The sequence below is a fragment of the Mucilaginibacter sp. AK015 genome, assembly GCF_014200785.1.
Classification (GTDB): domain Bacteria; phylum Bacteroidota; class Bacteroidia; order Sphingobacteriales; family Sphingobacteriaceae; genus Mucilaginibacter.
Map to the genome: position 1 here is coordinate 1,729,358 of NZ_JACHCV010000001.1, position 23,833 is coordinate 1,753,190.

Here is a 23,833-nt window from a genome sequence, read left to right on the forward strand (position 1 = left end):
GATTAATTTAAATTTGCGGATATTGGCACGCCATTATCTAAAACATGCAATGACAGATTCACCAAATGGAAATGTAGCAGTTAACATAAGTGCCGATGGCATAGCTACCATAGGCTTTTATCACCCTGCGCAAAACTCGCTGCCCGCTCACCTGCTGCAGGCGCTTACCGAAGAAATTAATGAGGCCGGTACCAACCCGGCTGTTAAAGTGATTGTATTACAAAGCGCCGGCGAGCGTACCTTTTGCGCGGGGGCCAGCTTTGACGAACTACTGCAGATAAAGGATAAACAAGCGGGCGCAGTTTTTTTTTCCGGGTTTGCCAACGTGATTAATGCCTGCCGGAAATCGCCCAAGATCATTATTGCGCGTATACAGGGCAAGGCGGTTGGCGGCGGGGTGGGCCTTGCTGCCGGCGCCGATTATTGCCTGGCTACCGAAGCGGCATCGATAAAATTAAGCGAACTTGCCATTGGTATCGGGCCGTTTGTAATATCGCCGGCGGTTATACGCAAAATAGGGTTGCCGGCATTTTCGCAGCTCACTATCCGTGCTATCGATTTTCAATCGGCACAATGGGCCATGCAAAAGGGTTTGTTTAACGAAGTTTACGGCGATATAAAGCAATTGGATGAAGCGTTAGGGATACTGACACGCAAACTTGCGTCATATCATCCAGAGGCGCTTAAGGGCCTCAAACAGATACTTTGGGAGGGCACCGAAGACTGGGACCAATTGCTTACCAACCGGGCCGCCATCAGTGGCGAACTGGTACTGTCTGAGTTTACGCAGCAAGCGCTCAATGCGTTTTTAAAGAAGTAAATAATCGCCTCTAAATACAAATGACTGTAACTTTTGGATCAGCGACAGAATGACCGCGATAAGCATGGCAAGTGCGACACCGAAATTCTGGCAAGGTACAATACAACAAAAAAACCCGCTAAGTGCGGGTTTTTTTATTATTCAAGATAGTGCGTTCTCGTATTTCCAGATTAATGCCTTCCGTGGCCATGACCATGACCATGACCCCAACCACGACCGTGATAATAATGTTTGTTATATACAACTACATTGCGGTAAACCGGGCGGGTGTAATATCTTGTACGGTAAACCGGGCGTGCGTAATAACGGGTTGCATAAACCGGGCGCTCGTAGTAAACAACGCGGCCAAAATCGTCATAATAATAAGGCCTTTCTACTACCCTGTGTACCGGCGTGCCTATATTTACTCCTATACCTACGCTAACCTGTGCTTTCGCCAGTTGCATGCTAAAGGTTAATACTATCGCAATTATTGAAATTTTAATGATCTTCATGGCAGTGAATTTTTATTAACAATTATAGTTTCATTTACCTCTATGACACGATCGGTGTACAGGGGTTTAATAAAAAATCACGCTTTTTTCAGTATCACCCTTCGTAAAGCTTCAATTTGCTTCTTAAAATACTCATTTCCTGCTGCATATCTTCCAGCTTTTGCAGCAAATTATTTATCGTTGCAATCCCCGGTTCGTTTATTTCAAGCTCGTTGTGCAGCCGTACCATGCGCTCCAGCTTTTGTATCTCATCAATAGGTATGCAGTTGGTTTTGTTAACGGTTGTTACCTTAACCAGCCCGGCCTCGGCCAGGTAATCAACAAAAGTATATTCCACGTTATGGTACACACAAAAGTCGTTCACGGTTATTAAATTCTCGGTTCTCATCGGTTTATGATTTAGCCAGTTCTTCAAATAACTCTTTTTGTTTAGCGGTAAGGCTGGTGGGCAGCTGTACATTGTAGGTGAGGTAAAGGTCGCCAAAATGCGATTCCTTTTTATAAACCGGCACACCCTTGCCCTTCAGCTTAACTTTGGCGCCCGGCTGCGTGCCCGGCTGCACTTTCAGTTTTACCTTGCCTGTTAAGGTATCGGCTGTAATTTCACCCCCCAAAACGGCGGTATAAAGATCGATGTTTACCGTGCGGTACAGATCATTACCTACCCGTTTAAATTCCGAGTCATCCGGGATGGAAAAGGTTATATACAAATCGCCGGCAGGTGCCCCATTGCTGCCGGGGCCGCCATGCCCGGCAATTTTTATGGTCTGCCCGTTCTCTATGCCTGCCGGGATAGTGAGGCGTATGTTTTTACCGTTAACGGTTATGGTTTGCTTTTTTGATTCCAGTATGTCCCGCAGGCTTAGCTGCAGCTGCGCGTTCATATCCTGCCCCCGGTAACGTGCCGATTGCCTGCCCCCGCTCCCACTGCCCGGCGGGCCTCCGCCAAACATCGAATTAAAGAAATCAGAAAAATCTCCGCCACCGCCGCCAAAATCGTACCCGCCAAAACCTTGCGCGCTACCACCGCCCCCATAGCTGCGCTGCTGGTTTTGCTGCCTCGCCTGCTGCTCGTAAGCTTCGCCGTGCTGCCAGTTTTCGCCATACTTATCGTATTTTTTGCGTTTTTCGGGGTCGCTTAAAACCTCGTTAGCTTCGTTCACCTGCTTAAATTGCTTTTCGGCTTCCGCATCGTTAGGATTAACGTCCGGGTGGTATTTGCGGGCCATTTTACGATAAGCGCTTTTTATTTCTTTTTCGGATGCGTTTTTGTTTACGCCAAGTATCTTATAATAATCAATAAATGCCATAGCTTATTACAATGTATTTATTTAAACGACGGAGCGTGGGCTTAAGTTTTAACAGGGCTGTTTAATTAAGCCTGTTTTACATAAATTACACCCGCTAAACCGTATGCGCGCGGCAGCACGCTGGCCTACGCCGCATAACAATATACGTTTAAAGATCAATACTTATGAACAATAATATCATCCGCCGTTTCGCCGATATTGAAACTAAAGAAATTGCGCCCGGCTATTTCTCAAAGCTGATACATACCGCAACCAACACCATTAACTTTATTGAGGTTAAGGCCGGCAACTCGGTACCCGACCATGCGCACATTCATGAGCAATGCGCCTTTGTAATTGAAGGGAAGTTTCAACTAACTGTTAATGACGAACCCAAAATACTTGATGCAGGTACGTTTGCGGTTATACCGCCCAACGTACGCCACAGCGGTTTAGCCATAACCGATTGCAAGTTGATAGATATATTCAGCCCGGTGAGGGAAGATTATCAAAAACTATAAATACCGGCTCCGTGCGGTTTAAATGCAATTTGATAAATTTGCTGCATGTATATTAAAATGGCAACCCTTGGTGATGCGCCCGAACTGGCTACGCTTATAAACGCTGCCTACAGGGGCGAAAGCTCGAAAAAAGGCTGGACCACAGAAGCAAACCTGATTGGCGGACAACGGATTGACCAGGAGGGGGTAGTGGAACAGCTAAACGATCCCGACGCGGTTATCCTTAAAAATACTAACGAAGATGGCCGGATAAACGGCTGCGTGTACCTGCAAAAACGCGGACAAAAAATTTACCTGGGTATGCTTACCGTATCGCCAGCGTTACAGGCAAACGGCCTGGGCAGGCAACTGCTAACAGCTGCCGAAGATTACGCCCTGAGCATTAATTGCCGCACCATTGAAATGACGGTTATTACTACCCGCACCGAATTGCTGGATTGGTACGAACGGCGTGGCTACAGCAAAACCGGCGAGGTTATACCGCTGAAGATCAGCGAGCGTAACGGTATATTAAAACACCCCATAGAAATGTATAAACTGGAAAAAAGCCTCACCTAATCCTCTCCAAAGGAGAGGACTTTAAATTCTTGCTCCCTCTCCTTTGGAGAGGGTTGGGGTGAGGCCATCCGTTAATAAAAGTTAAATTTTTGAGTATTTGAAACCCTTTTGTATTTTTAAAATGCAACGCCGGGCAAAAAACGGTGTCTTTTAATAAACTATTAAGGCATTGTATGGAGCAGATCGAACCGCAGTTAAAAGATTTTATAGTTGATTACTGTAATCGGTATAAGGTTTATCGGTTAGACCCCGCGCTGCTGAACGCCGACACCAGCGTTGACCTTGACCTTGACATATACGATATAGAAATAGACCTTTTTTTGGCCGAATTTGCCGAACATTTTAAGGTTGACAATTCAAAGTTCAGCTGGTATAAATACGGATACCCCAAAGGTTCGGCCAGGGTGCGTATGCTAAAGCTGATGTTTGGTTACAGGCGGCCATGGGTTAAACGGCTTGCGAGTTATTGTTATAAGCCAAAGTTTAAGGTAGCTGTATTGAACAATGCTTTACAAAACGGCAGGCTGGTATAGGGTTACTCGTATACCTCAAACCGCATTTCAAAATCCACTAATTCCGCTCTCCATTCTCACTCACTTTTATCAATGCTTGTAATCGGCTAAGTTGTGTTTTCTCCTGTTTAGCGGTCATGATACGGTGGATAGAAACCTTTTTATACCACGGTGCCTGTGCCTGGAAAAACTCCCACGCCTTTTTGCTGGCTTTAAATTGCTGTTCGTATTCGGGCTTCAACTCCATCACTTCGTTCTCGAAGCTGTAAATGGCCGATTTTTCTTCTTTACGCTTTGCAAAAGCGGCGATGCCCGCGGGTTGCATCAGGCCCTTTTCGGTTAACTCGGCCACCTTCTTTATGTTAACGGCACTCCATATACTGTTTGGTTTACGCGGTGTAAAACGTATGGTATAACTTTCGTCACCAAGCGATTTGCGCACGCCGTCTATCCAGCCAAAACACAAGGCCTCATCAACAGATTGCGGCCAGGTAATGCCCGGCTTACCGCTGCCGGTTTTATAAAAGCCAACCAGTAATTCGGTTTCAGTTGCAGCATGCTCCTGCAGCCATTGCCTAAAATCGGCCGGCGTTTCAAAAAATCGGGGTTCCATCGCAGCTAATATACAACCGGGGCCTTAATTTTAGCAGCCCTTTTATCCTGTTTAACAAGCTATGTGTATTTATAAAATTTTAAAAAGTTTTTCAACTTATTGCGCTTTACAGCATTATTTATAATTTTATAGCAGAAAATATCCTACAACTATTTAAAGGCAAGCAGCTACTTCATGGAAATAAAAGGCACTGGTGTAAAAAGCGGATGGTTAAAAAACATGATCATCAAAAGATTATATTTTGATAAAGCGATGTCGTGCGCTGGATTAAGCCAACTTTTTGATAAAAGCATCCCCTCGATAGCTAAAGCTATAAACGAGCTTATTAAAGAGGGCTTTGTAATAGAACAGGGCTACGCGCCATCAAGCGGCGGCAGGCGGCCTTTGATGTATGCCATCAACACCAACGCCATGTTTATACTGGCTGTGGCAATGGACCAGCTATCGGCGCGCATACAACTTATTGACCTTAATAACAACCCGGTTGCCGAAATGGCCACGGTAGAGCTTAAGCTACACAATAACGACGATGCTTTGCCTCAGCTTATCAGCCATTTAAACCAATATGTAGAAGGGAGCGGCATCCAAAAAAAGAAAATAGCGGGTATTGGCATAGGTATGCCCGGTTTTATAAACGCGGTTGAAGGCATTAACTACACTTACCTTGATGCGGGCGGCGAAAGCCTGAGCAAATACATTGCAAAAGAAACCGGCATCACCACTTACATTGATAACGATAGCAGCCTGATAGCCCTTGCCGAGCAAAAGTTTGGTATAGCGCGTTCGCAACAGGAAGTAATGGTGATAAACCTGGGCTGGGGCATTGGCCTGGGGATGATCATTGACGGGAAAATATTTAGAGGCTATAACGGTTTTGCGGGTGAGTTGAGCCACATTCCCTTGTCAGACAACGGCGCATTGTGCGTTTGCGGTAAACGCGGCTGCCTGGAGGCTGAGGCATCAATGCTGGTGGTAGCCGAAAAGGCCGAAGAAGGTATAAAAAAAGGACGGGTAACCAGCCTTAAACCACATCACGGCCAATCGAAACTAATGGGCGAAGACCTGATGGAGGCCGCAAACCAAGGCGACCAGTTTGCCATTGAACTGCTTACCGATGCCGGCTATAAAATTGGCAAGGCGCTGGCTATCCTTATTCATATCATGAACCCGGCAAACATCGTTTTAAGCGGCCGCGGCGCTAAGGTTGGCAAAATACTGATGGCACCTATACAGCAGGCTTTGCATAAATATTGCATTCCGCGCCTTTCATCCGGAACCGAATTGCTGATATCATCATTAGGTTTTGATGCCGAGCTGATTGGCGCCGCCGTGCTGGTGATGGAAAACTTTGACAAAGAGGAGAAGGCAAAATAGGTATTGTTGAGTGGTTAAATGGTGAATGGTTTTTGACTGTTGCAACCCACCCGTTAAAAATTTAACAAATGATGAGGAACATTTTATCAGTTATAGCTGGTTACTTAATATTTGCCATTAGCTCTGTGTGCTTATTTATTTTTACGGGACAAAAACCGCATGCAGAAGCGCCGATGGCATTTAAAATTATAACAATAGCTTACGGCATCGTATTTTCTGTTATTGCCGGTTTTGTTTTACAACTGATAGCAAAGCAGAAAAGGTTAACCTTAAACTATATCTTAATGGCAGTTATTTTTGTGTTTGCTGCAATATCGCTTGCAACTGCCAGCGGCACCCATTGGACGCAGTTGTTCGCCATGTTTATCTTCGCGCCCGTATCAGTTTTGGGCGGGTTTTTATATTTAAGGGTAACGGATTCAACAAAAATGGTCTGAAACAAAAAAACCCTCATGCGCCACACGCCGGCACATAAGAGTTCATCAATACTGCTTACAAATATTATTGGTTGGCTTCTATAGGGTTAGCGTGATACTTAATTATTTTGTGCTGCTCCAGCCATTCCGCAATGTAACCGGCAACTTCTTCCCAGCCATCCTGCCCGCATATCCAATGGCCGCGGTTGGCAAATTCTTTATAATCTGATATGCTCGAATCATCTTCATACGCTTCGGCGTTTCGCTGGCAAAGCTCGGCGGGTATTATCTCATCCTTTTCGGCACCAATAAATAACAGCGGCGAATGCGGCATCCCGGTATCAATTTCGCTATCCTCGCCCATACAATCGCGTAACACATTACGGCTGTCGTGGGTGGCGGTTTCTTCAAAAGCTGCTTTACTATCCTCGATGCTCATCGTATTACAAAACGACTCATGAAAACTTTCCGGGTCTGTATAAAATGGCTGATTATCTTTAAACGGGTTAGCTATTAACGCGCTGTTTTTCATAAAACCCCAATCAAAGGCAAGCATGGTATTTGGCGCAACCGCGCTTATGGCAACGCCCATATCAGCAAGGCCTTTGGCTACCATCAGCTGAACTATCAGCCCTCCAACCGAGTGGCCAATTAAAATAGGTGGCTCATCCTGCACACGTATCAGCGCTTCTATATTTTCTACAATGTTGTTAAGCCGCAGATCTCCAAGCCCTTCAGGCGGATAGTTACGCAGGTCTTCCGGCTCGCCTTCATGCTTTGGCCACGCGGGGGCCAGGCAATTGTAACCTTTGTTAGTAAAGTAAGTTACCCAGTTGTTCCAGCTTTTGGGATTTTGGAACATGCCATGGATAAATATGATCGTTTTCATAGACAGTTAGTTTTGCTAATCACTCCCAAAAACATACCAAAGATTTAATAATTTACTTATTAAGTAATTCAGGTTTGTATATTTAATATAGATACTTGATTATTAAAGTATTACGCTATCCCCAACCCGGTATACTTTATGAAATTTAATGCCGGCCTTTTTAAAGTGTGTGCTATAATTATCATAGCGCTGTTCAATAAAAAAGTCTTTGGCATATCCATCGTGCACAGGTAGTATCTGTTTGGGGTTTACGGCATCGGCAAAGGCGGCTATGCGCAGTTCGTTTGTAAAAGGCGCCATAGTAACCATCAGCAACAGATCGATATTTTTATATCCGGTAAGCTTAGCCTCCATCGAATCAACAGGGTGAAGCACCTTATCATTAATAATAAAGCCGGTCATCTGCGGTATAGGGTTATCCAGCAGGGGCTCGTGCTGTACGGGAATAGCCTCTAATTTAAAGGGGCCTATGTGGTAAAAGCCTTTTTCTATCACTTTAAATTGAATGCCCTCTGTCTGAATAGCTGCCCCTACTTCTGCGTTAGTATATAAAGTAGCATCACTCAAGGCCAATATCGTTTTCAGGTTTTCGATATCGAGGTGATCGGGATGGATGTGCGTAATAATAATACTGTTTATATCCGCGAACATTTGTGGTGTAACCCGTCCTTCAGCAAAGCTAAACTTACCGGGGTCGAACAGCAGCTTATACCTATCCAGCTCAAAAACAAGGCACGAATGTAAGTATTTAGTGATTTTCATATGATTCATGATACACTATAAACTTTCGCCGTAGATAAAGGTTTTTTTACAGCAGTTGTTTTAACTCGCGGAAGTTATTGATGGTTGCAACCTGCCCGCCTGTAACTTCGCCAAAACCGTACGAAGCGAAAATAAACGGAACACCCGCTTTGGTGGCCGATTCATGATCACCAAGGGTATCACCCACATAAACGGGGCTTTTAAGCTCATGATCGTTTACTATATCCTTTATATTATCGGCTTTAGGGTTGCCTTTAGTACCATAGCATTGGTGCGCCCGGAAATAAGGGTGCATGTTATGGATATCTAAAAAAAGCTCGATGTATCCGCTCTGGCAATTGCTTACGATGTACAGTTTATACTTTTCGCCAAGGTAAGCCAGCGTTTCAGCAAGGTCTGGGTAAAGTGTGCCGCCCTGCTTATGTAATATGTCCAGCTCAGCTATTGAGCACAAACGCTGCACTTCGGCGCGTTGTTCTGTTGTTAAAGCCGGGAACAGAGTTTCGAAGATCCTGTCGTAGGTCATACCGGTTATCGAGCGCACGCGCTCGCGGGTCATTACCTCATGGCTCATATAGGGCGCCTGCGCAAGCGCCGCTTGCCAGGCCCGGGTAATGGTTTCGGTACTATCCCAAAGGGTACCGTCCAGGTCGAAAATTATACTGTCGAATTTATCTTGTAAGCTGTCCATCGTGCCGCAAAAGTAGCAGATTATTTTTAGTGGACTGTTTACTAAAAGTAATTAGTACAACAGCGGCGGCCCAAAGGTAAACACGGCGCATATTGACGGTATGGCTAATAATAAAAAAACCCGCGCCTGCTCGGTCTTGTCAGATTCGCCTTTAATAATTACGTGGTTAATATCGCTTAATATGGTCTTGATGGCGTCTTTCATGGCATATATATATTGTGATTGTTGTGTATGTGACCATGAAAAATTTGATTGGTTTAACAATTACGCTATTGTAAAGCGGATGTTACCCATTAGCCGCGAAAACAATTGCTGTGACCGTGTAACACACAGTTTACTCACCCCGACCTCGCTTCGCTTGTCGACCCTCTCTGCTTCGCAAAGAGGGTGGGAAAGAAAATGGAAGCTCACCCTCTTTCCGCCGCAGGCGAAGAGAGGGTCGCGCGCGTAGCGCCGCGGGGTGAGTAAAATTTCCCGTTTGGTTAGCTAACTCACCCGACTACGCTGCACTTGTCGATCCTCTCCACTTCGCAAAAAAGGTGAGGAAAAATTCAGAGACCCTCTTTCCGCGAGGTGAAGAGAAGGTGACCGGGCGAATCCCGATAGCTGTCGGGGACGGCTAAATTAACTCGCGAAACGACCAAGCCTCTTCCTACTCTTGTTCGTATAATACCGTGTTATGAATATTCCAGTCTTCAATGTCAATTAAGCCCGGAGTTGTTTGATAGTGGTTATCGTCCTTAGGGCATTTAACCACATAGCCTGCATTATTAATACGGGCGATAATAGGGCGTGTACCGCAATGTTTACAGGTTTTGCAATAAATAGATTTAGGTATATTTACATATCCCTTCATAACTGTGATGTACTGGCAAGGGTTACCCCTTTTAGGTTTTGAGCTAGTATGGCTTAGGTTGCTAAATTACTTCGCGTCGTTTACTTCTATCCAATAACCGTCAGGGTCTTGAATATAAACCTGCGATACACCGTCTATGCGGTGTTCTACCTGGTTTGGCACGCCTTTCCAGTTTGTATAAGGGATATTTTTTTGCTTAAGCATAGCAATGAAGGGGTTAATTGCAGGCACGCTGAAACAAATATGGTCGCCGATAAGTTTTGGCGCTGTTGAGCAGCCACCCTGTATTACATGCATGGCAATATTGGGTGCAATGCTGTACCAGGTATGTACGGTATCTTTAAAGGGATTGGGTATTATTTTTAAGTTTAAAACCGACGTATAAAATTCGTTACTTTTTTTGAGGTCCTTTGAGCAAAGCGCAACGTGGTTAAAAACCGTTTTGGCGGCAGTTTGCGCATTGCTTATTGTTGGTACGCTTAATAACAGCGCAACCGCAGCTTTAAACGCAGCTTTTTGTAATGGTTTAAATTGGCTATAGTTTAACATTTGAGGGATTGTTATACGTGTTAAATATACACTTTACGAACTATTCTATTGATTTTTTTTTGATAATAGTTGTAACAAATACATCTATACTTTACATGTCGGTCTTTGTAACTTTTTAGTTGATGTTGGCTTACCGCTTTAAACCTACAATCGTGATGCAGGTTTAATATATAACAACAGCAATTATAAATTTAAAAAAGACAGATCATGAAAAAGGAAATAACAAAACTGTTAGCGTTATTGATATTCGGCGCAGCAGCATTATCGGGGTGCTCAATTGAAAACCATCGCGGTAGGCGTAACTACGACCGCTATCATCATGACCGCTACCACAACGATCATCATGACAATCGTTATAATGATCACAACCGTGGATATTGATCAGCAAATTAAAGTTTAACAACAATATATAGCATCTATGAAATTTCTTAAAGTATTAGCAGTGGCCACCGTTGCCATGTTTGCCGTTGAAGGCGCGAAAGCGCAAGTAGTTGTAAGCGCACAAATTGGCACACCGCCGCCCCCCGTACGCACTGTGGTGGTTGAGCGGCCCGTTGCACGCCGTGTTGTAGTAGTTAACAGGTACCATAGCCGCCCGCGTTACCGCCGCACTGTAGTGGTAGCCAGGCCGGTTTACTATCGCCCGCACCACAGGCGCGTTGTAATACGCCACTATTAATAAAGAGGAACCCCCCCTGATTACCAGGCAGGGCTTCCTCTTTATTTTGTTACCAGCACCCAATCTACATAAACCCTGGCGTTACCGGCTTTGATCTTATCGACCGAGGCCTGCGACAGGCCGTAATAGGGCTTAGAAACCTTATTTACCGAATTTGGATACCCGCCGCCCACGGCAAAGTTCAATATTAAAAACTTAGGATTGTCAAACGCCCAGCGGCCATACTTTTCGGCCATAGCTTTGGTAACCTTATAGGTAACTAAGCCGTCTACCTTAAAAGTTAAACTGTTTTCCGTCCAGTCAACACTATAAACATGCCATTGGGTAGCATCGGTACCTTTTGAGAAGTGCGCGCGATAAACCAGCGGTGTATTGCCAAAGTAGCCCGGCCCGTGCAAGGCGTTGCTGGTCCAGGTTGTATCGCCAACGGTTTCCATCACATCAATCTCGCCGCAATCGGGCCATTTGCCTTTGCCTAAGGCCCAAAATGCCGGCCACATGCCCTCGCCTCCGGCAACCTTCATACGTGCCGAAGCGCTGCCATAAGTAAACATTACCTTATTGCTCGTGTTGATGCGCCCGCTTATAAAATCATACTTATTGCCCTGTTTGCTGGTATAACCCGGCTTATACAGCGCCCTTAAAACCAGCGTACCATTTTCAATATAGATGGTAGCGGCCGAATCAACATACGCTTGTTGTTCGTCGTTTACGGTATGGCCTGTAACTTCTACATTCCATTTGCTGCGGTCAAGCGTACCTTCCTTAAAATCATCAAAAAATACGGTATCCCTTTTTGAGGGCTGCGCAACAACTGCTGTTGATGCTGCTAAAAGAGCCAACAGGCCTATTAAACGTGCTTGCATGTAAGTATAATTGGATAGCTAAAATAGGTAATTACCTTGAAATCTGTGTTTTTACAAAGCAATTACCTTACCTTTTTTATATTGCGGCTTAATGGATTGATATCAATGAAGTTTCTCAAAATATTTCTTATAATATCGGCTATCACCCTGTTAATGGACTGGTATGTTTTTAACGGGTTGCGCACCTTTACAGCCGATTGGCAATCACGGCCATTGCGGCAGTTAGTTACCTGGGGGTTCCTGGTGGTTTCTGTGGGTGTAACCGTGGTTTTTTTGCTTGGATTAGGCAGCATGAGCAGCGCCCGGGGCATGACACCATTTCACGAATGGATGCTAAGCCTGTTCCTTACCTTTTTTGTTACCAAGTTGGTTTTTGTGATAGTGCTTTCCTTAGGCGACCTTGGCCGCTTCTTTTACGGCATTGCGCACGCTGTTAGCACCGACAGCAAATCGGGCGGCGCGTTTTTTCCCTCGCGGCGCAAATTTATTACCGAAATAGCCATCTTGGTGGCCGCTATACCTTTTACATCGTTCTTTTATGCCATGTTTCGGGGTAAATATGATTATAAGGTACACCGGCAAACCATTTATTTTGATGACCTGCCGGATGGCTTCGACGGCTTCACCATTACCCAGCTATCAGATATTCACTCGGGCAGCTTTGATAATGTAAAAGCCATGCAGCGGGGTATCGACCTGGCAAAAGCGCAAAAATCCGACTTGTTTGTGTTCACCGGCGACTTGGTGAACAATGCCGCCTGGGAAATTGAACAATACATCGACCGTTTTGGGCAGATAAAAGCGCCTTACGGGCAGTTCTCTATCCTGGGCAACCATGATTATGGCGACTACATTCATTGGGATAGCGAGCAGGAAAAACGGGCTAATTTAGCCAAACTAAAGCAACATCATGCCGACTTGGGTTATCGCTTGTTGCTTAATCAGAATGTGGTGATCGAAAAAGGCGGACAAAAAATATCGCTCATCGGCGTAGAGAACTGGGGCGAAGGCTTTATTCAACTTGGCGACCTTGATAAGGCCCTGGCCGGGGTTGATAAAGATGCCTTTAAGATCCTGCTCTCGCACGACCCAACCCATTGGGAAAAAATTGTAAAGCAGCACCCTACCGATGTGCACCTTACGCTTGCCGGGCATACCCATGGCGCGCAGTTTGGGGTTGAAGCATCGTGGTTAAGGTGGAGCCCTGTAAAATACCGCTACCCCGATTGGGCCGGCCTGGCTAAACATAATAACCGCTACCTGTACATCAACCGGGGCTTTGGCTTCCTGGCGTTTTCCGGCCGTTTAGGTATCTGGCCGGAGGTAACGGTGCTAACGTTGAAGAAGAGGGTTTAATATAATAAGCCCGTCATTGCGAGGTACGAAGCAATCTCTTTAGGATCGGTCGGCTACATGGCATATCAGGAGATTGCTTCGTACCTCGCAATGACGCGGAGAAAGAGTTAATATCTTAACTCAACCACTTTCCAAACTCATAGTATTTTTTAATACGGATACATATTTTGCTGCCAACGGGATGTTTGCGCCGGTCGTAGTTGATAACCCGCAGGGTTACCTCTTCGCGCTCGATGATCAGCTCTTCAAAAAAACCTTTAAACAACACTTGCTTTACCGTCCATTTGGCGCCCATAGTCAGGGGGGCAATACTGATATGCTCGGCATAAATAACTACCGTTCCCCGTTTTGATTTGATGCCGCATACCTTTGCCTGCGCAGCCGAGAGTTCGCTGCAGCTTACCAATATTTTTGATGTATATAGTAACTTGGGTTTATGGTAAAGCTCCTCGGGGGAACCATACTCCACTATCTCGCCCTCCTTTATCACGATCAGTTCATCTGCCATTGAAAGCAATTCGGCGGGGTCGTGCGATACCAGTATCACGGTAACGCCCCATTCTTTTACTATCTGCCGTATATCGTGCTGCAGGCTTTCGCGGTAATTGGCATCTACCTGGTTAAAGGGTTCATCCAGCATCAGCACTTCGGGGCGGTTTATCAGGGCTTTGGCAATGGTAACCCGCTGCTTTTCGCCGCCGCTAAGTTTGCCAAAGGGTTGATCGCGCAGGTCGTATATCCCCAGCAGGTTCAGCGCCTGCGTGGTTTTCTGTATCTTATAGTTTGCATCCTCGGTAGGCAGGCCATTTGCAACGTTATCCCACACGGTGGCACCCATGCTCATATCCGTATTGTCCTGGCTCACCATGGTAATAACGGTATGTGCCGATGTAACATGAGCGGTACGTACAGGCAGCGGCTGACCGTGAAAAAACACATCGCCCGAGTCGGGCTTCATGGTGCCTGACAGCAGCTTAAGCAGTGTGGTTTTACCGCTGCCGCTTTCGCCCACAATGGCTGTAATTTTGCCCTTTGGTATAAAAACGGTGATGTTATTAACCCCTGATGATTTATCGCCAAAAAAATTCTTGGTAACCGATATGGTTTCCAGTATCAGGTCATCTTTCATTTTACCGCGGAGTGATCAATAGTTTAATTGTCTCAAACCTAATCTATAAAAAGCTATCGGCAAAAAAAAGTTAAAAACAATTAGGGCTAAACTGGTATTGTACTATCAAACCAAAAAACTAATATCATGAATAAAACAATCGGCATAGTACTCATCGTAATTGGCGCGGCAATGCTAATATGGACGGGCTTTACTTATACCAAGAAAGAGAAAATTGTTGATGCCGGGCCGATCCAGGTATCTGCAGACAAGCAAAAAACGGTTAACTGGCCACCGTACCTGGGTGGGATACTGTTAGTGGGCGGGATTGTAATTGTTGCTACCGCGAAAAAATCGTAAAGCGGCGGAGGCTATAACCCCATCCGCATCTCGATCATGTGCCGGCTGAAGCCAACTTTTTCATAGGCTTTTATAGCAGGCGCATTTTGATTATAAACCTGCAGGCGCAGCTCGGTTATGCCCTGTTTAAGCGCCCAGTTTTTTAACGCCTGGATGATAAGCTTGTTTACGCCCTTGCCACGGTGCTGCGGCAGCACATACATAAAGCCAAGGTAGGCATACTGCCGGTGCTTCAGGTAGATCTTTGAAGTCTCTATTCGGGCGTAGCCGCTGCCGATGACCTGGCCGTTCAGTTCGGCCAGGGCCAGGTAAATGTTCGGGGCGGTTATAAACTCGTTAAGGTCGTAATAATTGATGTGTTCGCCCTTGATTGTAGGATCAAACGGCCGCTCGGCGGAAATAACACCCTGCTCGAACTGCAGCAGGATGTCCATATCAGCCAATGTGGCCTCGCGGATGGTGATGTTTTGCATATAATCTGTATAAGCAGACGGAACCCAGTCGAAACGTTTTGGTGCCATATTATTTAGTGTAAAATTTTGAACCAGGTATTTGCCTAACCGTTTGCAGCCATTCGGCGTCTTGCAAGAAAAACGCATCTACGGGCTGCTCCAGCTCTTCGCCGCGTAAAGCATCTTGCAATATAAAGCTGACGGCAGCCCTGGCATCCTGGCTATCCGCAGCTAAAACAACACCTACAACCAGGCTATATTGGTCAGCGAACGAGGTAAGGTATTGATAACCCTCGTTGATATTGGTATTGGCTTTAAACCCGGATATTATCTTCTCTAAAATCCGTTTGGGCAGGGGGCGTTCGGGCGTGCCTACCCTAACCGTGGTCCCCGCCGGTATGGGGTGCGTTTGCACGTCGCCCCTGCTGCGCTGCAATATAAACATGTTATAAGCATTGCTATTGATCACTAACCTGCTGATGCCATTTTTTTCGCACAGCAGCAGCACATCGTTTGAGTGCATGGCGGTATAAACGGTTGATTTACCTGTCCAGTTTAGCAAAGCCGCTTCGTCGGTAAAGGCACCTAATACCTTTATGCTATCTGCTGTAAATATCGATGTTAGGTTAAGCATAGTATCTTCCTTTGCTACCTGCCACTTATCACGGATATCTACCTTATTTGCCGATGGCAGCAATAGCACAGGCCTGCCTTCCATTAACTCTAACACCGTTTTCTTGTAGTTTTCGTCGTTCGGTGTTTTATACCAATCCGCAATGTAATTTATAAGCGCACGGTTTTCCGGAGGTCCTTCATAGGGCTCTTTGTCGTCCTCCTTTCTAAACAACGAATTTAAAATTCCCATTACTCCACCGTAAAACTTTTCTTCAGCTTAATATCTTCCGACGAGCTGCCTATCCAAACCTGGAAGGTGCCGGGCTCAACCGTCCAGTTCATGTTTTTATCCAGCAGGGCCAGATCATCGGGATGCAAGGTAAAGGTAAGGGTTTTCTTTTCACCGGGGTTAAGGGTTACACGCTCAAATCCGCGCAGGTCGTACTCGTAAGTGGTTACGCTGCTTACATCATCTTTTAAATAAAGCTGCACTACATCATCGCCCTTGCGCTGGCCGGTATTGGTTATATCAACAGTAACGGTTACATCTCCCTGGCTGTGCCCTTTTTCCGGCGATACCTGCAGGTTGCTGTATTCAAATTTGGTATAGCTTAAGCCGTAGCCAAAGGGATACAGCGCGCCGTTAACACTGGTATGCCCCCAGCTGTTTTGCCCGCCCTGCCCCGCCTGAGAATTTGGCTTAAATGGAAAGTTTAATTCTATCTGCCCGGTTGTTTTCGGGAAGGTAATGGGCAGTTTGCCGCCGGGATTGTTATCACCAAAAAGGGTTTCGGCAATTACCTGTCCGCTTTGCACGCTCGGGAACCAGGCCTCTAAAATGGCAGGCACGTACTTATTTTCCCAGTTAATGGTTAGCGGCTGCCCGTTTATCATTACCATAACAACTGGTTTCCCTGTGGCCTGTAAAGCCTGTATCAGTTTTAACTGGCGGCCCGGCAGGTTAAGCCCCGTGCGCGACAGGCTTTCGCCTACCCTTTCATTATCCTCACCTACCACCGCTATAACAATATCCGATTGCCTGGCCTGCGCCACCGCCGAATCTATCCCCGCCTGTTCAGCACCTGTCAGCGGCGTTTCTATGATCTCGCTTTCGGGCCAGGTGGCATCAACAATATTGCAGCCTTTGGCGTAGGTTACCCTGGCATTGCTCCCCATGTAGTTCCTTATCCCATCCAGCACGGTAGTTACCGGGTTGTGCGATGGCCCGTACCTGCTGATGGCGTAGTTGGTTTCGGCAGCCAGCGGACCGGTTACCAGTATATTTTTGTACTTGCTTTTATCAAGCGGCAGCAGGTTATCCTGGTTCTTCAAAAGCACCATGGACTCCCGGTTCATCTTCAGGCTCATCTGGGCATCGGCAGCGGTATGCACGGTTTTATCAGCCGCCTTTGGGTCTTTAACATAAGGGTTATCAAACAACCCCAGGCGGAACTTCACCCGTAAAACATCCGCCACACGCGAATCTATCACCTTCATGGAAATACGGTTCTCTTTGATCAGTTCGCGCAGGGGCAGTATAAATGTTTGCGGCATGGTAAAGTTGGTGCGCACGTTTAGTCCCGCCTCAACCGCCTGGCGTACGGCCTCTTTGTAATCAGCCGCTACTTTGTGTTTCGAGTACAGAAACTCCACCGCCTCGCTGTCGGATACTACATAGCCCTGAAAACCAAATTTTTGGCGGAGCAACTCGGTTAAAAAATAGTAGCTGCCTGTTATGGGTACGCCATCCCAATCGTTATAGCTGCTCATTACCCCCATGGGGTGGGCTTCCTGTATCACCCGACGAAACGGGTACAGGTACACCTGGTGCATTTCGCGCGGGGCCACATGCGGGTCGGTGCGGGCGCTGCCATCGCGGCCGCCCTTTGGTACGCTGTATACAGCATAATGTTTTAAGGTTGATGCCACGCCTTCTTCTTGTATGCCCAGCACCATTTGCTTGCCCATTTCGGCTATCAGGAAAGGGTTTTCGCCGTAACATTCTATTACACGGCCCCAGCGCTGGTCGCGGGCGGGGTCGAGTATGGGGGCGTAAACATTGGTATAACCCAAAGCCTTTGCTTCGCGGCCCACGGTTTGCCCGGCCTGGCGCACCAGTTGTTTATCCCAGGTGCTGCCAATGCCTATAGGCGCGGGCAGCGGGGTAGCGCGATCGTGGTTAAGGCCATGTATACCCTCGTTGGTAAAATCAACCGGGATACCCATGCGGGTTTCTTCAACAAACCACTTTTGCACGGTGTTTATAGCAGATGCATGCTTGCTAAAGGGATAAGAATATTGTGTAGGCGCATCGTCGGTATGCGAGGTAAGGTTATTCAGTTCTTCATCAATATTGGCTATACCATCCTTCCATATCTCGTTCTTCCAGCTGGCCACGGGCATTTCGTCCTTCAGCACGCGTTTGTAACCATACAGGGTAGCCATCTGGCAGGTTTTTTCCTCTACGGTCATCTGGCTTAGCAGGTCGGCAATGCGTTTTTCGATGTTTTGCGAGGGGTCTTCAAAAACGTCCATTCGGCCGTTCTTGTTAAAATCGACCCAGCCCTTGTGGTAAATATTTTTTTGCTGTGCCGACGCAGAGAAGGCAAGCCCGAGCAATGGTAGCAGCAGTGGCAGTTTTTTCATACAGATAAGATGCGTATTGGTTTACGATCTCAAATATATAAAAGTACCCGCCAGATGCCCGTTTTTAAGGCCAGGGAATTTACTATCACGTTTTCGTAGATACTTTTAAAATTTTTAGTTTTGCCAAACAAAATGGCTGTAGACAATATTGTGTAGCTGTTTGTTATAGCCTATGCGATATCTGCTTCTTTTGTTAATAACTGTACTTCCCTCGTTCAAATCTATCGATACCGATGCCGGCCCGCAAGCCAACCGTATTTGCGGTAAGTGGCAAGCCAGCGAAAAAAATCTTACTGTCGAGGTTTACCCTTACAAAAACACCTTCAAGGCAAAAATTATCTGGTTTAGCGGCGGCGTTTCAAAAGCCAAACCCATGGAAACCATTACAGATATTAAAAACCCCGACCCCACCCTGCGCAGCCGAAAAGTGCTTGGCCTTGACGTGGTGCAGGACCTTAAATACAACGCCCGCACAAACTCCTGGGAAAGCGGTAAGATTTATGAAGTGCAAAGCGGTAAATACTGGAACGCCGCGGCATATATTGATAAAAGCGGCTTGTTAAAAGTAAAAGGATACTGGAAGGTTAAGTTCCTGGGCAAAACCATGACCTTCAAGCGTTTATAACGCACGCTTTCTCCTTAAACGGGAACGGCATTTTATATTGGCACTGATATTGTTTGTTAGTATACTATGACCAATCAATTTCTATGCAGTTTTTTAGCCTTTTTTTTATATAGCGGAATAGTTTCTCAACCTTATACTGCAGCCGGAGCGGACAGGGTATGCGGTAAATGGCAAATGGTAGGCGAAAGCCTTGTAATACAAGTATACCGGGATGGCGGGGAGTTTAAAGCCAAAATTTTGTGGTTTGATGATGAAGATGATACCAAACCAACCGATTATTGGAAGGATGTAAGAAACCCCGACCCACACCTGCGCAGCCGCAAAATTTTGGGGCTGAACGTTGTTGAAAAATTGAGTTACAACCCTAAAACAGATAGCTGGGAAGATGGCATGATATACGATCCTAAACATGGCCGTCATTGGAACGCCTCGGCATACATTAATAAAGATGGGCTACTTAAGGTAAAAGGGTACTGGCACTTTAAGTTTATTGGTAAAACGTTAACCTTCAAAAGGGTAAATTAATTAGGATAATAAAAAAGGCTCCTGCTATCATTAACAGGAGCCTTTTATTTATACTGGTAAACGTATTATTGCTGTTTCAGGAATTCGCCGCTGGCGCTAAGTTCAACTTCGTCGCTAAGCATTGGCGAACCATATTTGCTACCGAATGAGAAATCTGAACGTTTGATTGTACCGGTGATTTTAAAGCCTGCATCAGGGCCTTTGGTCATGGGGTTGGTAATAGTACCGCGGTAAACCACATCTAAAACTACAGGTTTTGTAACGCCATGCAGGGTAAGATTGCCGGTTACCTTATATTTGTTTGTACCCGCTGGTGCAACGTTTGTGCTCACAAATGTAAGTGTCGGGTATTTAGCCACATCAAAAAAATCAGCCGACCTTAAATGGTTGTCGCGGTTATCATTATCGGTGTTTACTGATGCGGTATTTGCAGTAAAAGTAAACTTAGCATCGCTAAAGTCGGGTTTTGCAGCCACTATGCTGGCATCAAAATCTTTAAAGGTACCATCAACATCAGACACTGCTAAGTGGGTAATGGTAAATTTTACGTGCGAATGTGCCTTATCGGCTTTCCAGGTGCTTTGTGCAAACACGGTACTTTGCATAAACAATGCCGCTGCTGCTAAGGTTAAGATCTTTTTCATGTGTGTTATATGGTTTTATGGCGTAAATATAACAAAGATATTTTTAAAAGATGTTCAAACATCTTTTTTGAGAAACTCATGACAATCGCTTATTTGCCTCTAAAAAAAGTGTCAACCCGGTTATTAAACTCGGTGGCATGCTCAATCAATGTGCCATGGCCCGAGTTTTTAACGATCCAGAGCTTGCTGCCCGGAATATTGGCCTGTATAAGGCGCGTGTGTTGGTCCGCTATAACGTCGTGATCGCCGGCGATGATCAGGGCCGGGCATTTGATCGTGTGCAGCTCGGCAAGTTTTATATTCGGCTGCTCCCAATCCAGCATAAACATTTTCCAGGCGTTTTTTTCGGCGGCGGTACGCCACTTTCTGTTTTTATTTTGCTCGTAGTACTTTTTTGAACCGGCCCAGGCGCCGTCAGCAAATGCGGCTGCATCGGGTGTTATGTTTGCACCTGTGGATGCCAGTTTAATTACCTTATCAGGGTGGCGCGTAGCCATCAATATAGCGTTAATACCACCATCGCTCCACCCTAAAATATAAGCCTTTGAAATGTGCATCGCATCCAACAGCGCCGCGAAGTCATCTGCCATTTGCTCGAAGGTAATATATGGATTCGGGTCGGCCGACTTTCCCTGCGACCGGCTGTCTACCAGTATAACGCGGTATTTTTTTGCAAAGTACGGCACGTTTTCGCTAAAAGCGCTCATATCGCCGCCGTTGCCATGTATCATTAACAAGGGCTGGCCGCTGCCGTATTCTTCTACATAGAGTTTTATACCCCTGATGCTATAATATTTACCGACAGCCGCGTTTTTGCCATAGTGTGTTTTTTGCGCGAAACTGAACGCAGCTATCAGTTGAGGTATTAGCGCCATTAATATAATTCGTTTGATATGCATGCGTAAATATAATCAAAGGCATTGTAACACGGTATGCCGCTAATAAAATACGCAGCGTCTGGAGGGCTTGTATATAACGACATCCTATCACGCTATATTCTCCCATTTACCGCTATCCAGGCTTCGGTAAATAGCATCAATAACCTTCATATCTTTTAAGCCTTCCTCGCCGGGCACGCGGCTTTGTTTGTTCAGGGTAACGCAGGTGGCAAAATCATCCATTTGCGCGGCCTGCTGTATAATATTGGGGATATCCATCCGTTTGCCGTTCACCTTTCCATCCAGGCCGCCATAGCCGTATGCAGGTTCCAGTTCAAAGCTCCCTTTTTCGGCTTCGGCACGCAGGTAGCCCCAATCGTGGTTATAGCTGCTTTTGCCGGCAACCTTTGCACCACCCGGAAACTTAAGTTCCCAAAAAACGGTTTCGTCAACCTCCTTGAAAAAATCGGGGCGGGTTTTCTCCTGCCTGGCTTTTACGGCGACCGGCTCTTGCCCCAGCGTATATCGCGCGCCTTGTATGGCATAGATCCCCATATCCATTAGACCGCCGCCACCGGCCATTGCCTTTTTTAAACGCCAGGCGTTGGGGTCGCCGTTATAAGTAAACCATTGCCGGTATCAACTTTGGTCACCTTGCCGAAAATTTGTTTTTGACCAAGGCGCATTACTTCCAGTGTATGCGGCTCAAAATGCAGGCGGTAACCAATTGAAAGCAGCCTGTTTGCCTTTTTGCAAGCCGCTATCATTTCGCGGCAGTCGGCGGCGTTCAGTGCCATGGGCTTTTCGCATATCACATGCTTACCGGCCTTAGCCGCGCGTATGGTGTACTCTTTATGCATAGAAACGGGCAGCACTATGTACACAATATCAATATCGGGGTTATGGGCTATGTCGTCGAAATTTTGGTAGTTGTAAACATTTTTTTGCGGGATATTGTACTTTTTTGCCCAGGATACGGCCTTGGCGGGGGTGCCGGTCACTATCCCCGCCAGGTAACAATTTTTTGTATGCTGCAACGCGGGCGCTAACTGCCCGCTGCTGTAGCTACCCAAACCAACAAGTGCTATGCCTAAACGCTTGCCCGGCTTTGTCAAAGCCAATGATGATAACGCCGGCCCCATTATCAAGGCCCCTGCACCTATGGAACTTTTGCGTATAAAATCTCTGCGGGATGTTTTGATGGTAGGTTTCATGGCGACGGTTTTAAGTAAAGCTATCAAAAACCAGCAAATTTTGTACCTAACACCAGGATGCCCTACTCAAAGCTTTGCTTATATTTTTTAATGGCTGTTAAAATAGATTGCACAATATCATTTTGCCCCGCAGCCGAATTGAGGTATTTCTCGTCGGACGGGTTATTGATAAAACCGGTTTCAACCAAAATGCCCGGCATACCGCTTTGTTGTAGCACCAATACCCCCTGCTCGCGCACACCCAGGCTTTTGCGGCCGTTGTTTACGGTAAATTCATGGTTAAGCAGGTTGCCAAAATGCACACTTTGCTTGCGGTAACGTTGTTGAAAAGCGGCCAGTATAATGGCATTTACGGCGGCATCCTCACCGTAGCCGTTATATTTCTTTTTATAATCCTTTTCCTGGAATATGGACGCATTCTCGCGCAGGGCCTCCATTTGCTCATCTTTACGATGGTAACCATACAGCAGCAGCAATATACCCCGGCGCTTGCCTACCCTGCCCGGCGACGAGTTACAGTGTATGGAGATGAACAGGTTTGCCTTATTATCATTGGCAATATCGGCGCGGCGGTGCAGTTCAACAAATTTATCGGTACTGCGCGTCATGATCACGTTAACGTCGCTTAACTCGTTGTTAATAGCGGTCTTTAATTTTTTGGCGATGCTAAGTGCTACTGTTTTTTCATTTGAGTAAGCGCCGTGCGCGCCGGGATCTTTACCGCCGTGCCCGGCATCAATAACTATTGTTTTGAACCTAAAGGAGCGTATAGTTGTTGCAGCCTTTTTTTTTGACTTATGCGTACCCTGTGAAAATGCCGGCGATGCACCCAGCATCAGTATAAAAGCAACAGAATAATTCAGGATTTTTTTTAAGTGCCTGTATAACATTGCGCAAATGTAAACGGATGTTTTTAAAAATTAACCACAAAGCATGTTAAAACTCAGTTTTTTGGCCGGGACGCGTAATAGGCCACCTGTTTTAACCCGTTAAAACATTATTTAAAAAACATGCAACCTTCTGCTTATCATGTTCGTAATAATTAAAACCGAAACGCCTGTCACGAAAGTTTGATATTGAAGAAGGCAATTTATATGAACGAGTTTTTTACTGCATCAACCGCAAATTTCTTTTACTTCCTGGTAGCGGGATTAGTTATAGTATACCTGATATTGAAGTTTGATAAAAGGAATAGGCAAAAGTTAAACAAGGTGTTATTGCAAGCGCAGGATGTTCAGCCGCTGTACCTGAAAAAGTCGGTAGAGCATAAGTTAAACGCACTAAAAGCATCACAGTGTAATGGCGAGACAACCCGCAGTATTGTTGAAAAGGAGCTTGACGAATTGGTTGCCGAATATGATAAAGGCCTGATAAGCCTGCCCGATTATTGCCACAGGCTTAACCGGCTGCTGGCCATGACAGCATAGATCAATTCCGGATTTTCATTTACTCACCCCGCGGCACTTCGTGCGCGACCCTCTCTTCGCCTGCGGCGGAAAGAGGGTGTGTTTACTTATTCTT

The 23,833-nt window shown here is 46.0% G+C and carries 33 protein-coding genes; 13 read left to right on the plus strand and 20 right to left on the minus strand.

The features are described from left to right. Window positions 1–49: 49 nt before the first annotated feature. The gene (locus tag HDC91_RS07610) at window positions 50–820 is read left to right on the plus strand and encodes an enoyl-CoA hydratase/isomerase family protein (RefSeq protein WP_183550091.1); all 771 of its coding nucleotides are present in this window, start codon (window positions 50–52) and stop codon (window positions 818–820) included. 170 nt (window positions 821–990) lie between these two features. On the opposite strand, the gene HDC91_RS07615 is transcribed toward HDC91_RS07610, so the two are convergent. The 3 genes from HDC91_RS07615 to HDC91_RS07625 all read right to left on the minus strand — a co-directional run bounded on the left by HDC91_RS07615 (window position 991) and on the right by HDC91_RS07625 (window position 2,624). Then, the gene (locus tag HDC91_RS07615; RefSeq protein ID WP_183550094.1) at window positions 991–1,314 is read right to left on the minus strand and encodes a hypothetical protein; all 324 of its coding nucleotides are present in this window, start codon (window positions 1,312–1,314) and stop codon (window positions 991–993) included. 94 nt (window positions 1,315–1,408) lie between these two features. Next, window positions 1,409–1,702, minus strand: coding sequence for a chaperone modulator CbpM (locus HDC91_RS07620; RefSeq protein WP_183550097.1), 294 nt, complete (start codon window positions 1,700–1,702; stop codon window positions 1,409–1,411). Window positions 1,703–1,706: 4 nt separating this feature from the next. Continuing rightward, entirely contained in the window at window positions 1,707–2,624 is a 918-nt protein-coding gene (locus HDC91_RS07625; RefSeq protein ID WP_183550100.1) for a DnaJ C-terminal domain-containing protein, read from the minus strand. A 164-nt stretch (window positions 2,625–2,788) separates the two neighbouring features. Between HDC91_RS07625 and HDC91_RS07630 the strand changes: the two genes are divergently transcribed. The 3 genes from HDC91_RS07630 to HDC91_RS07640 all read left to right on the plus strand — a co-directional run bounded on the left by HDC91_RS07630 (window position 2,789) and on the right by HDC91_RS07640 (window position 4,215). Further along, complete coding sequence (locus HDC91_RS07630; protein WP_183550102.1) at window positions 2,789–3,124, plus strand: cupin domain-containing protein; 336 nt, start codon at window positions 2,789–2,791, stop codon at window positions 3,122–3,124. A 57-nt stretch (window positions 3,125–3,181) separates the two neighbouring features. Then, complete coding sequence (locus tag HDC91_RS07635) at window positions 3,182–3,682, plus strand: GNAT family N-acetyltransferase (RefSeq protein ID WP_255476671.1); 501 nt, start codon at window positions 3,182–3,184, stop codon at window positions 3,680–3,682. 173 nt (window positions 3,683–3,855) lie between these two features. After that, window positions 3,856–4,215 (plus strand): DUF1493 family protein, encoded by a 360-nt coding sequence (locus tag HDC91_RS07640; protein ID WP_162431437.1) that lies wholly within the window; start codon window positions 3,856–3,858, stop codon window positions 4,213–4,215. A 37-nt stretch (window positions 4,216–4,252) separates the two neighbouring features. On the opposite strand, the gene HDC91_RS07645 is transcribed toward HDC91_RS07640, so the two are convergent. Further along, window positions 4,253–4,807, minus strand: coding sequence for a YdeI family protein (locus HDC91_RS07645; protein WP_183550108.1), 555 nt, complete (start codon window positions 4,805–4,807; stop codon window positions 4,253–4,255). Between the two features lie 174 nt (window positions 4,808–4,981). On the opposite strand from HDC91_RS07645, the gene HDC91_RS07650 reads away from it, so the two are divergent. Both HDC91_RS07650 and HDC91_RS07655 read left to right on the plus strand, forming a co-directional pair. Further along, window positions 4,982–6,181: an ROK family protein gene (locus HDC91_RS07650; RefSeq protein ID WP_183550111.1), complete on the plus strand. Its 1,200-nt coding sequence runs from the start codon at window positions 4,982–4,984 to the stop codon at window positions 6,179–6,181. Between the two features lie 284 nt (window positions 6,182–6,465). Beyond that, window positions 6,466–6,618, plus strand: coding sequence for a hypothetical protein (locus HDC91_RS07655; RefSeq protein WP_183550114.1), 153 nt, complete (start codon window positions 6,466–6,468; stop codon window positions 6,616–6,618). Window positions 6,619–6,682: 64 nt separating this feature from the next. Here the strand turns inward: HDC91_RS07655 and HDC91_RS07660 are convergent, their stop codons facing one another. The 6 genes from HDC91_RS07660 to HDC91_RS07685 form a co-directional block, all read right to left on the minus strand. Beyond that, the gene (locus HDC91_RS07660; protein WP_183550118.1) at window positions 6,683–7,486 is read right to left on the minus strand and encodes an alpha/beta hydrolase; all 804 of its coding nucleotides are present in this window, start codon (window positions 7,484–7,486) and stop codon (window positions 6,683–6,685) included. A 102-nt stretch (window positions 7,487–7,588) separates the two neighbouring features. After that, window positions 7,589–8,248 (minus strand): MBL fold metallo-hydrolase, encoded by a 660-nt coding sequence (locus HDC91_RS07665; RefSeq protein ID WP_183550121.1) that lies wholly within the window; start codon window positions 8,246–8,248, stop codon window positions 7,589–7,591. A 46-nt stretch (window positions 8,249–8,294) separates the two neighbouring features. Beyond that, window positions 8,295–8,939, minus strand: coding sequence for an HAD family hydrolase (locus HDC91_RS07670; RefSeq protein ID WP_183550124.1), 645 nt, complete (start codon window positions 8,937–8,939; stop codon window positions 8,295–8,297). Between the two features lie 51 nt (window positions 8,940–8,990). Further along, window positions 8,991–9,143, minus strand: a complete 153-nt coding sequence (locus tag HDC91_RS07675) for a hypothetical protein (RefSeq protein WP_183550127.1) — start codon at window positions 9,141–9,143, stop codon at window positions 8,991–8,993. A 448-nt stretch (window positions 9,144–9,591) separates the two neighbouring features. Beyond that, the gene (locus HDC91_RS07680) at window positions 9,592–9,795 is read right to left on the minus strand and encodes a hypothetical protein (protein WP_183550130.1); all 204 of its coding nucleotides are present in this window, start codon (window positions 9,793–9,795) and stop codon (window positions 9,592–9,594) included. 66 nt (window positions 9,796–9,861) lie between these two features. Further along, window positions 9,862–10,344, minus strand: a complete 483-nt coding sequence (locus HDC91_RS07685; RefSeq protein ID WP_183550132.1) for a VOC family protein — start codon at window positions 10,342–10,344, stop codon at window positions 9,862–9,864. A 207-nt stretch (window positions 10,345–10,551) separates the two neighbouring features. Between HDC91_RS07685 and HDC91_RS07690 the strand changes: the two genes are divergently transcribed. Together HDC91_RS07690 and HDC91_RS07695 are read left to right on the plus strand one after the other, a co-directional pair. Next, complete coding sequence (locus tag HDC91_RS07690) at window positions 10,552–10,725, plus strand: hypothetical protein (protein ID WP_162431429.1); 174 nt, start codon at window positions 10,552–10,554, stop codon at window positions 10,723–10,725. Window positions 10,726–10,762: 37 nt separating this feature from the next. Then, on the plus strand, window positions 10,763–11,023 hold the full coding sequence (locus HDC91_RS07695; RefSeq protein WP_183550135.1) for a hypothetical protein: 261 nt from the start codon (window positions 10,763–10,765) through the stop codon (window positions 11,021–11,023). A 41-nt stretch (window positions 11,024–11,064) separates the two neighbouring features. Here the strand turns inward: HDC91_RS07695 and HDC91_RS07700 are convergent, their stop codons facing one another. Further along, a complete protein-coding gene (locus tag HDC91_RS07700; RefSeq protein WP_183550138.1) occupies window positions 11,065–11,889 on the minus strand; it encodes a family 16 glycosylhydrolase in 825 nt (274 codons plus the stop codon). Between the two features lie 105 nt (window positions 11,890–11,994). On the opposite strand from HDC91_RS07700, the gene HDC91_RS07705 reads away from it, so the two are divergent. After that, window positions 11,995–13,245 carry a metallophosphoesterase gene (locus tag HDC91_RS07705; RefSeq protein WP_183550141.1) on the plus strand — a complete coding sequence of 417 codons (1,251 nt, stop codon included), beginning with the start codon at window positions 11,995–11,997 and terminating at the stop codon, window positions 13,243–13,245. A gap of 115 nt (window positions 13,246–13,360) precedes the next feature. On the opposite strand, the gene HDC91_RS07710 is transcribed toward HDC91_RS07705, so the two are convergent. Further along, complete coding sequence (locus tag HDC91_RS07710; protein WP_183550144.1) at window positions 13,361–14,374, minus strand: ABC transporter ATP-binding protein; 1,014 nt, start codon at window positions 14,372–14,374, stop codon at window positions 13,361–13,363. A gap of 126 nt (window positions 14,375–14,500) precedes the next feature. Between HDC91_RS07710 and HDC91_RS07715 the strand changes: the two genes are divergently transcribed. Then, on the plus strand, window positions 14,501–14,713 hold the full coding sequence (locus tag HDC91_RS07715; RefSeq protein ID WP_162429149.1) for a hypothetical protein: 213 nt from the start codon (window positions 14,501–14,503) through the stop codon (window positions 14,711–14,713). Between the two features lie 11 nt (window positions 14,714–14,724). On the opposite strand, the gene HDC91_RS07720 is transcribed toward HDC91_RS07715, so the two are convergent. From HDC91_RS07720 to HDC91_RS07730, 3 genes are read right to left on the minus strand one after another with little or no spacing between them, the layout of a single operon-like run. Then, entirely contained in the window at window positions 14,725–15,234 is a 510-nt protein-coding gene (locus HDC91_RS07720; protein WP_221262123.1) for a GNAT family N-acetyltransferase, read from the minus strand. Between the two features lies 1 nt (window position 15,235). Beyond that, window positions 15,236–16,030 carry an SseB family protein gene (locus HDC91_RS07725; RefSeq protein WP_183550147.1) on the minus strand — a complete coding sequence of 265 codons (795 nt, stop codon included), beginning with the start codon at window positions 16,028–16,030 and terminating at the stop codon, window positions 15,236–15,238. After that, on the minus strand, window positions 16,030–18,426 hold the full coding sequence (locus tag HDC91_RS07730; protein ID WP_183550150.1) for a glycoside hydrolase family 3 N-terminal domain-containing protein: 2,397 nt from the start codon (window positions 18,424–18,426) through the stop codon (window positions 16,030–16,032). The genes HDC91_RS07725 and HDC91_RS07730 overlap by 1 nt, the downstream gene beginning before the upstream one ends. Before the next feature lie 172 nt (window positions 18,427–18,598). Here HDC91_RS07730 and HDC91_RS07735 point away from each other — a divergent pair, with 172 nt between their 5' ends. Then, a complete protein-coding gene (locus tag HDC91_RS07735; protein WP_183550152.1) occupies window positions 18,599–19,051 on the plus strand; it encodes a DUF2147 domain-containing protein in 453 nt (150 codons plus the stop codon). A gap of 66 nt (window positions 19,052–19,117) precedes the next feature. Next, a complete protein-coding gene (locus tag HDC91_RS07740) occupies window positions 19,118–19,576 on the plus strand; it encodes a DUF2147 domain-containing protein (protein ID WP_183550153.1) in 459 nt (152 codons plus the stop codon). Between the two features lie 65 nt (window positions 19,577–19,641). Here the strand turns inward: HDC91_RS07740 and HDC91_RS07745 are convergent, their stop codons facing one another. The 5 genes from HDC91_RS07745 to HDC91_RS07760 form a co-directional block, all read right to left on the minus strand. After that, window positions 19,642–20,220: a YceI family protein gene (locus HDC91_RS07745; protein WP_162431421.1), complete on the minus strand. Its 579-nt coding sequence runs from the start codon at window positions 20,218–20,220 to the stop codon at window positions 19,642–19,644. A gap of 89 nt (window positions 20,221–20,309) precedes the next feature. Then, window positions 20,310–21,095 (minus strand): alpha/beta fold hydrolase, encoded by a 786-nt coding sequence (locus tag HDC91_RS07750; RefSeq protein ID WP_183550155.1) that lies wholly within the window; start codon window positions 21,093–21,095, stop codon window positions 20,310–20,312. Between the two features lie 111 nt (window positions 21,096–21,206). After that, window positions 21,207–21,680 carry a Gfo/Idh/MocA family protein gene (locus HDC91_RS19855; RefSeq protein ID WP_221262155.1) on the minus strand — a complete coding sequence of 158 codons (474 nt, stop codon included), beginning with the start codon at window positions 21,678–21,680 and terminating at the stop codon, window positions 21,207–21,209. A gap of 8 nt (window positions 21,681–21,688) precedes the next feature. Continuing rightward, window positions 21,689–22,312 carry a Gfo/Idh/MocA family protein gene (locus tag HDC91_RS19860; RefSeq protein ID WP_221262124.1) on the minus strand — a complete coding sequence of 208 codons (624 nt, stop codon included), beginning with the start codon at window positions 22,310–22,312 and terminating at the stop codon, window positions 21,689–21,691. A gap of 62 nt (window positions 22,313–22,374) precedes the next feature. Beyond that, on the minus strand, window positions 22,375–23,202 hold the full coding sequence (locus HDC91_RS07760) for an N-acetylmuramoyl-L-alanine amidase (RefSeq protein WP_183550157.1): 828 nt from the start codon (window positions 23,200–23,202) through the stop codon (window positions 22,375–22,377). Window positions 23,203–23,406: 204 nt separating this feature from the next. On the opposite strand from HDC91_RS07760, the gene HDC91_RS07765 reads away from it, so the two are divergent. Further along, the gene (locus HDC91_RS07765) at window positions 23,407–23,739 is read left to right on the plus strand and encodes a hypothetical protein (protein ID WP_183550159.1); all 333 of its coding nucleotides are present in this window, start codon (window positions 23,407–23,409) and stop codon (window positions 23,737–23,739) included. The last annotated feature ends 94 nt before the right edge of the window (window positions 23,740–23,833 follow it).

What these genes read in the sequence shown, in the direction of transcription:
- HDC91_RS07705 (WP_183550141.1), top strand. Translation starts at nt 11,995, where the DNA reads ATGAAGTTTCTCAAAATATTTCTTATAATATCGGCTATCACCCTGTTA.
- HDC91_RS07635 (WP_255476671.1), top strand. Translation starts at nt 3,182, where the DNA reads ATGGCAACCCTTGGTGATGCGCCCGAACTGGCTACGCTTATAAACGCT.
- HDC91_RS07700 (WP_183550138.1), bottom strand. Translation starts at nt 11,889, where the DNA reads ATGCAAGCACGTTTAATAGGCCTGTTGGCTCTTTTAGCAGCATCAACA.
- HDC91_RS07630 (WP_183550102.1), top strand. Translation starts at nt 2,789, where the DNA reads ATGAACAATAATATCATCCGCCGTTTCGCCGATATTGAAACTAAAGAA.
- HDC91_RS07725 (WP_183550147.1), bottom strand. Translation starts at nt 16,030, where the DNA reads ATGGGAATTTTAAATTCGTTGTTTAGAAAGGAGGACGACAAAGAGCCC.
- HDC91_RS07640 (WP_162431437.1), top strand. Translation starts at nt 3,856, where the DNA reads ATGGAGCAGATCGAACCGCAGTTAAAAGATTTTATAGTTGATTACTGT.
- HDC91_RS07690 (WP_162431429.1), top strand. Translation starts at nt 10,552, where the DNA reads ATGAAAAAGGAAATAACAAAACTGTTAGCGTTATTGATATTCGGCGCA.
- HDC91_RS07625 (WP_183550100.1), bottom strand. Translation starts at nt 2,624, where the DNA reads ATGGCATTTATTGATTATTATAAGATACTTGGCGTAAACAAAAACGCA.
- HDC91_RS07680 (WP_183550130.1), bottom strand. Translation starts at nt 9,795, where the DNA reads ATGAAGGGATATGTAAATATACCTAAATCTATTTATTGCAAAACCTGT.
- HDC91_RS19860 (WP_221262124.1), bottom strand. Translation starts at nt 22,312, where the DNA reads ATGAAACCTACCATCAAAACATCCCGCAGAGATTTTATACGCAAAAGT.
- HDC91_RS07615 (WP_183550094.1), bottom strand. Translation starts at nt 1,314, where the DNA reads ATGAAGATCATTAAAATTTCAATAATTGCGATAGTATTAACCTTTAGC.
- HDC91_RS07675 (WP_183550127.1), bottom strand. Translation starts at nt 9,143, where the DNA reads ATGAAAGACGCCATCAAGACCATATTAAGCGATATTAACCACGTAATT.
- HDC91_RS07730 (WP_183550150.1), bottom strand. Translation starts at nt 18,426, where the DNA reads ATGAAAAAACTGCCACTGCTGCTACCATTGCTCGGGCTTGCCTTCTCT.
- HDC91_RS07685 (WP_183550132.1), bottom strand. Translation starts at nt 10,344, where the DNA reads ATGTTAAACTATAGCCAATTTAAACCATTACAAAAAGCTGCGTTTAAA.
- HDC91_RS07745 (WP_162431421.1), bottom strand. Translation starts at nt 20,220, where the DNA reads ATGAAAAAGATCTTAACCTTAGCAGCAGCGGCATTGTTTATGCAAAGT.
- HDC91_RS19855 (WP_221262155.1), bottom strand. Translation starts at nt 21,680, where the DNA reads ATGGCCGGTGGCGGCGGTCTAATGGATATGGGGATCTATGCCATACAA.
- HDC91_RS07710 (WP_183550144.1), bottom strand. Translation starts at nt 14,374, where the DNA reads ATGAAAGATGACCTGATACTGGAAACCATATCGGTTACCAAGAATTTT.
- HDC91_RS07620 (WP_183550097.1), bottom strand. Translation starts at nt 1,702, where the DNA reads ATGAGAACCGAGAATTTAATAACCGTGAACGACTTTTGTGTGTACCAT.
- HDC91_RS07695 (WP_183550135.1), top strand. Translation starts at nt 10,763, where the DNA reads ATGAAATTTCTTAAAGTATTAGCAGTGGCCACCGTTGCCATGTTTGCC.
- HDC91_RS07740 (WP_183550153.1), top strand. Translation starts at nt 19,118, where the DNA reads ATGACCAATCAATTTCTATGCAGTTTTTTAGCCTTTTTTTTATATAGC.
- HDC91_RS07715 (WP_162429149.1), top strand. Translation starts at nt 14,501, where the DNA reads ATGAATAAAACAATCGGCATAGTACTCATCGTAATTGGCGCGGCAATG.
- HDC91_RS07655 (WP_183550114.1), top strand. Translation starts at nt 6,466, where the DNA reads ATGGCAGTTATTTTTGTGTTTGCTGCAATATCGCTTGCAACTGCCAGC.
- HDC91_RS07735 (WP_183550152.1), top strand. Translation starts at nt 18,599, where the DNA reads ATGCGATATCTGCTTCTTTTGTTAATAACTGTACTTCCCTCGTTCAAA.
- HDC91_RS07760 (WP_183550157.1), bottom strand. Translation starts at nt 23,202, where the DNA reads ATGTTATACAGGCACTTAAAAAAAATCCTGAATTATTCTGTTGCTTTT.
- HDC91_RS07750 (WP_183550155.1), bottom strand. Translation starts at nt 21,095, where the DNA reads ATGGCGCTAATACCTCAACTGATAGCTGCGTTCAGTTTCGCGCAAAAA.
- HDC91_RS07610 (WP_183550091.1), top strand. Translation starts at nt 50, where the DNA reads ATGACAGATTCACCAAATGGAAATGTAGCAGTTAACATAAGTGCCGAT.
- HDC91_RS07670 (WP_183550124.1), bottom strand. Translation starts at nt 8,939, where the DNA reads ATGGACAGCTTACAAGATAAATTCGACAGTATAATTTTCGACCTGGAC.
- HDC91_RS07660 (WP_183550118.1), bottom strand. Translation starts at nt 7,486, where the DNA reads ATGAAAACGATCATATTTATCCATGGCATGTTCCAAAATCCCAAAAGC.
- HDC91_RS07665 (WP_183550121.1), bottom strand. Translation starts at nt 8,248, where the DNA reads ATGAAAATCACTAAATACTTACATTCGTGCCTTGTTTTTGAGCTGGAT.
- HDC91_RS07645 (WP_183550108.1), bottom strand. Translation starts at nt 4,807, where the DNA reads ATGGAACCCCGATTTTTTGAAACGCCGGCCGATTTTAGGCAATGGCTG.
- HDC91_RS07765 (WP_183550159.1), top strand. Translation starts at nt 23,407, where the DNA reads ATGAACGAGTTTTTTACTGCATCAACCGCAAATTTCTTTTACTTCCTG.
- HDC91_RS07650 (WP_183550111.1), top strand. Translation starts at nt 4,982, where the DNA reads ATGGAAATAAAAGGCACTGGTGTAAAAAGCGGATGGTTAAAAAACATG.
- HDC91_RS07720 (WP_221262123.1), bottom strand. Translation starts at nt 15,234, where the DNA reads ATGGCACCAAAACGTTTCGACTGGGTTCCGTCTGCTTATACAGATTAT.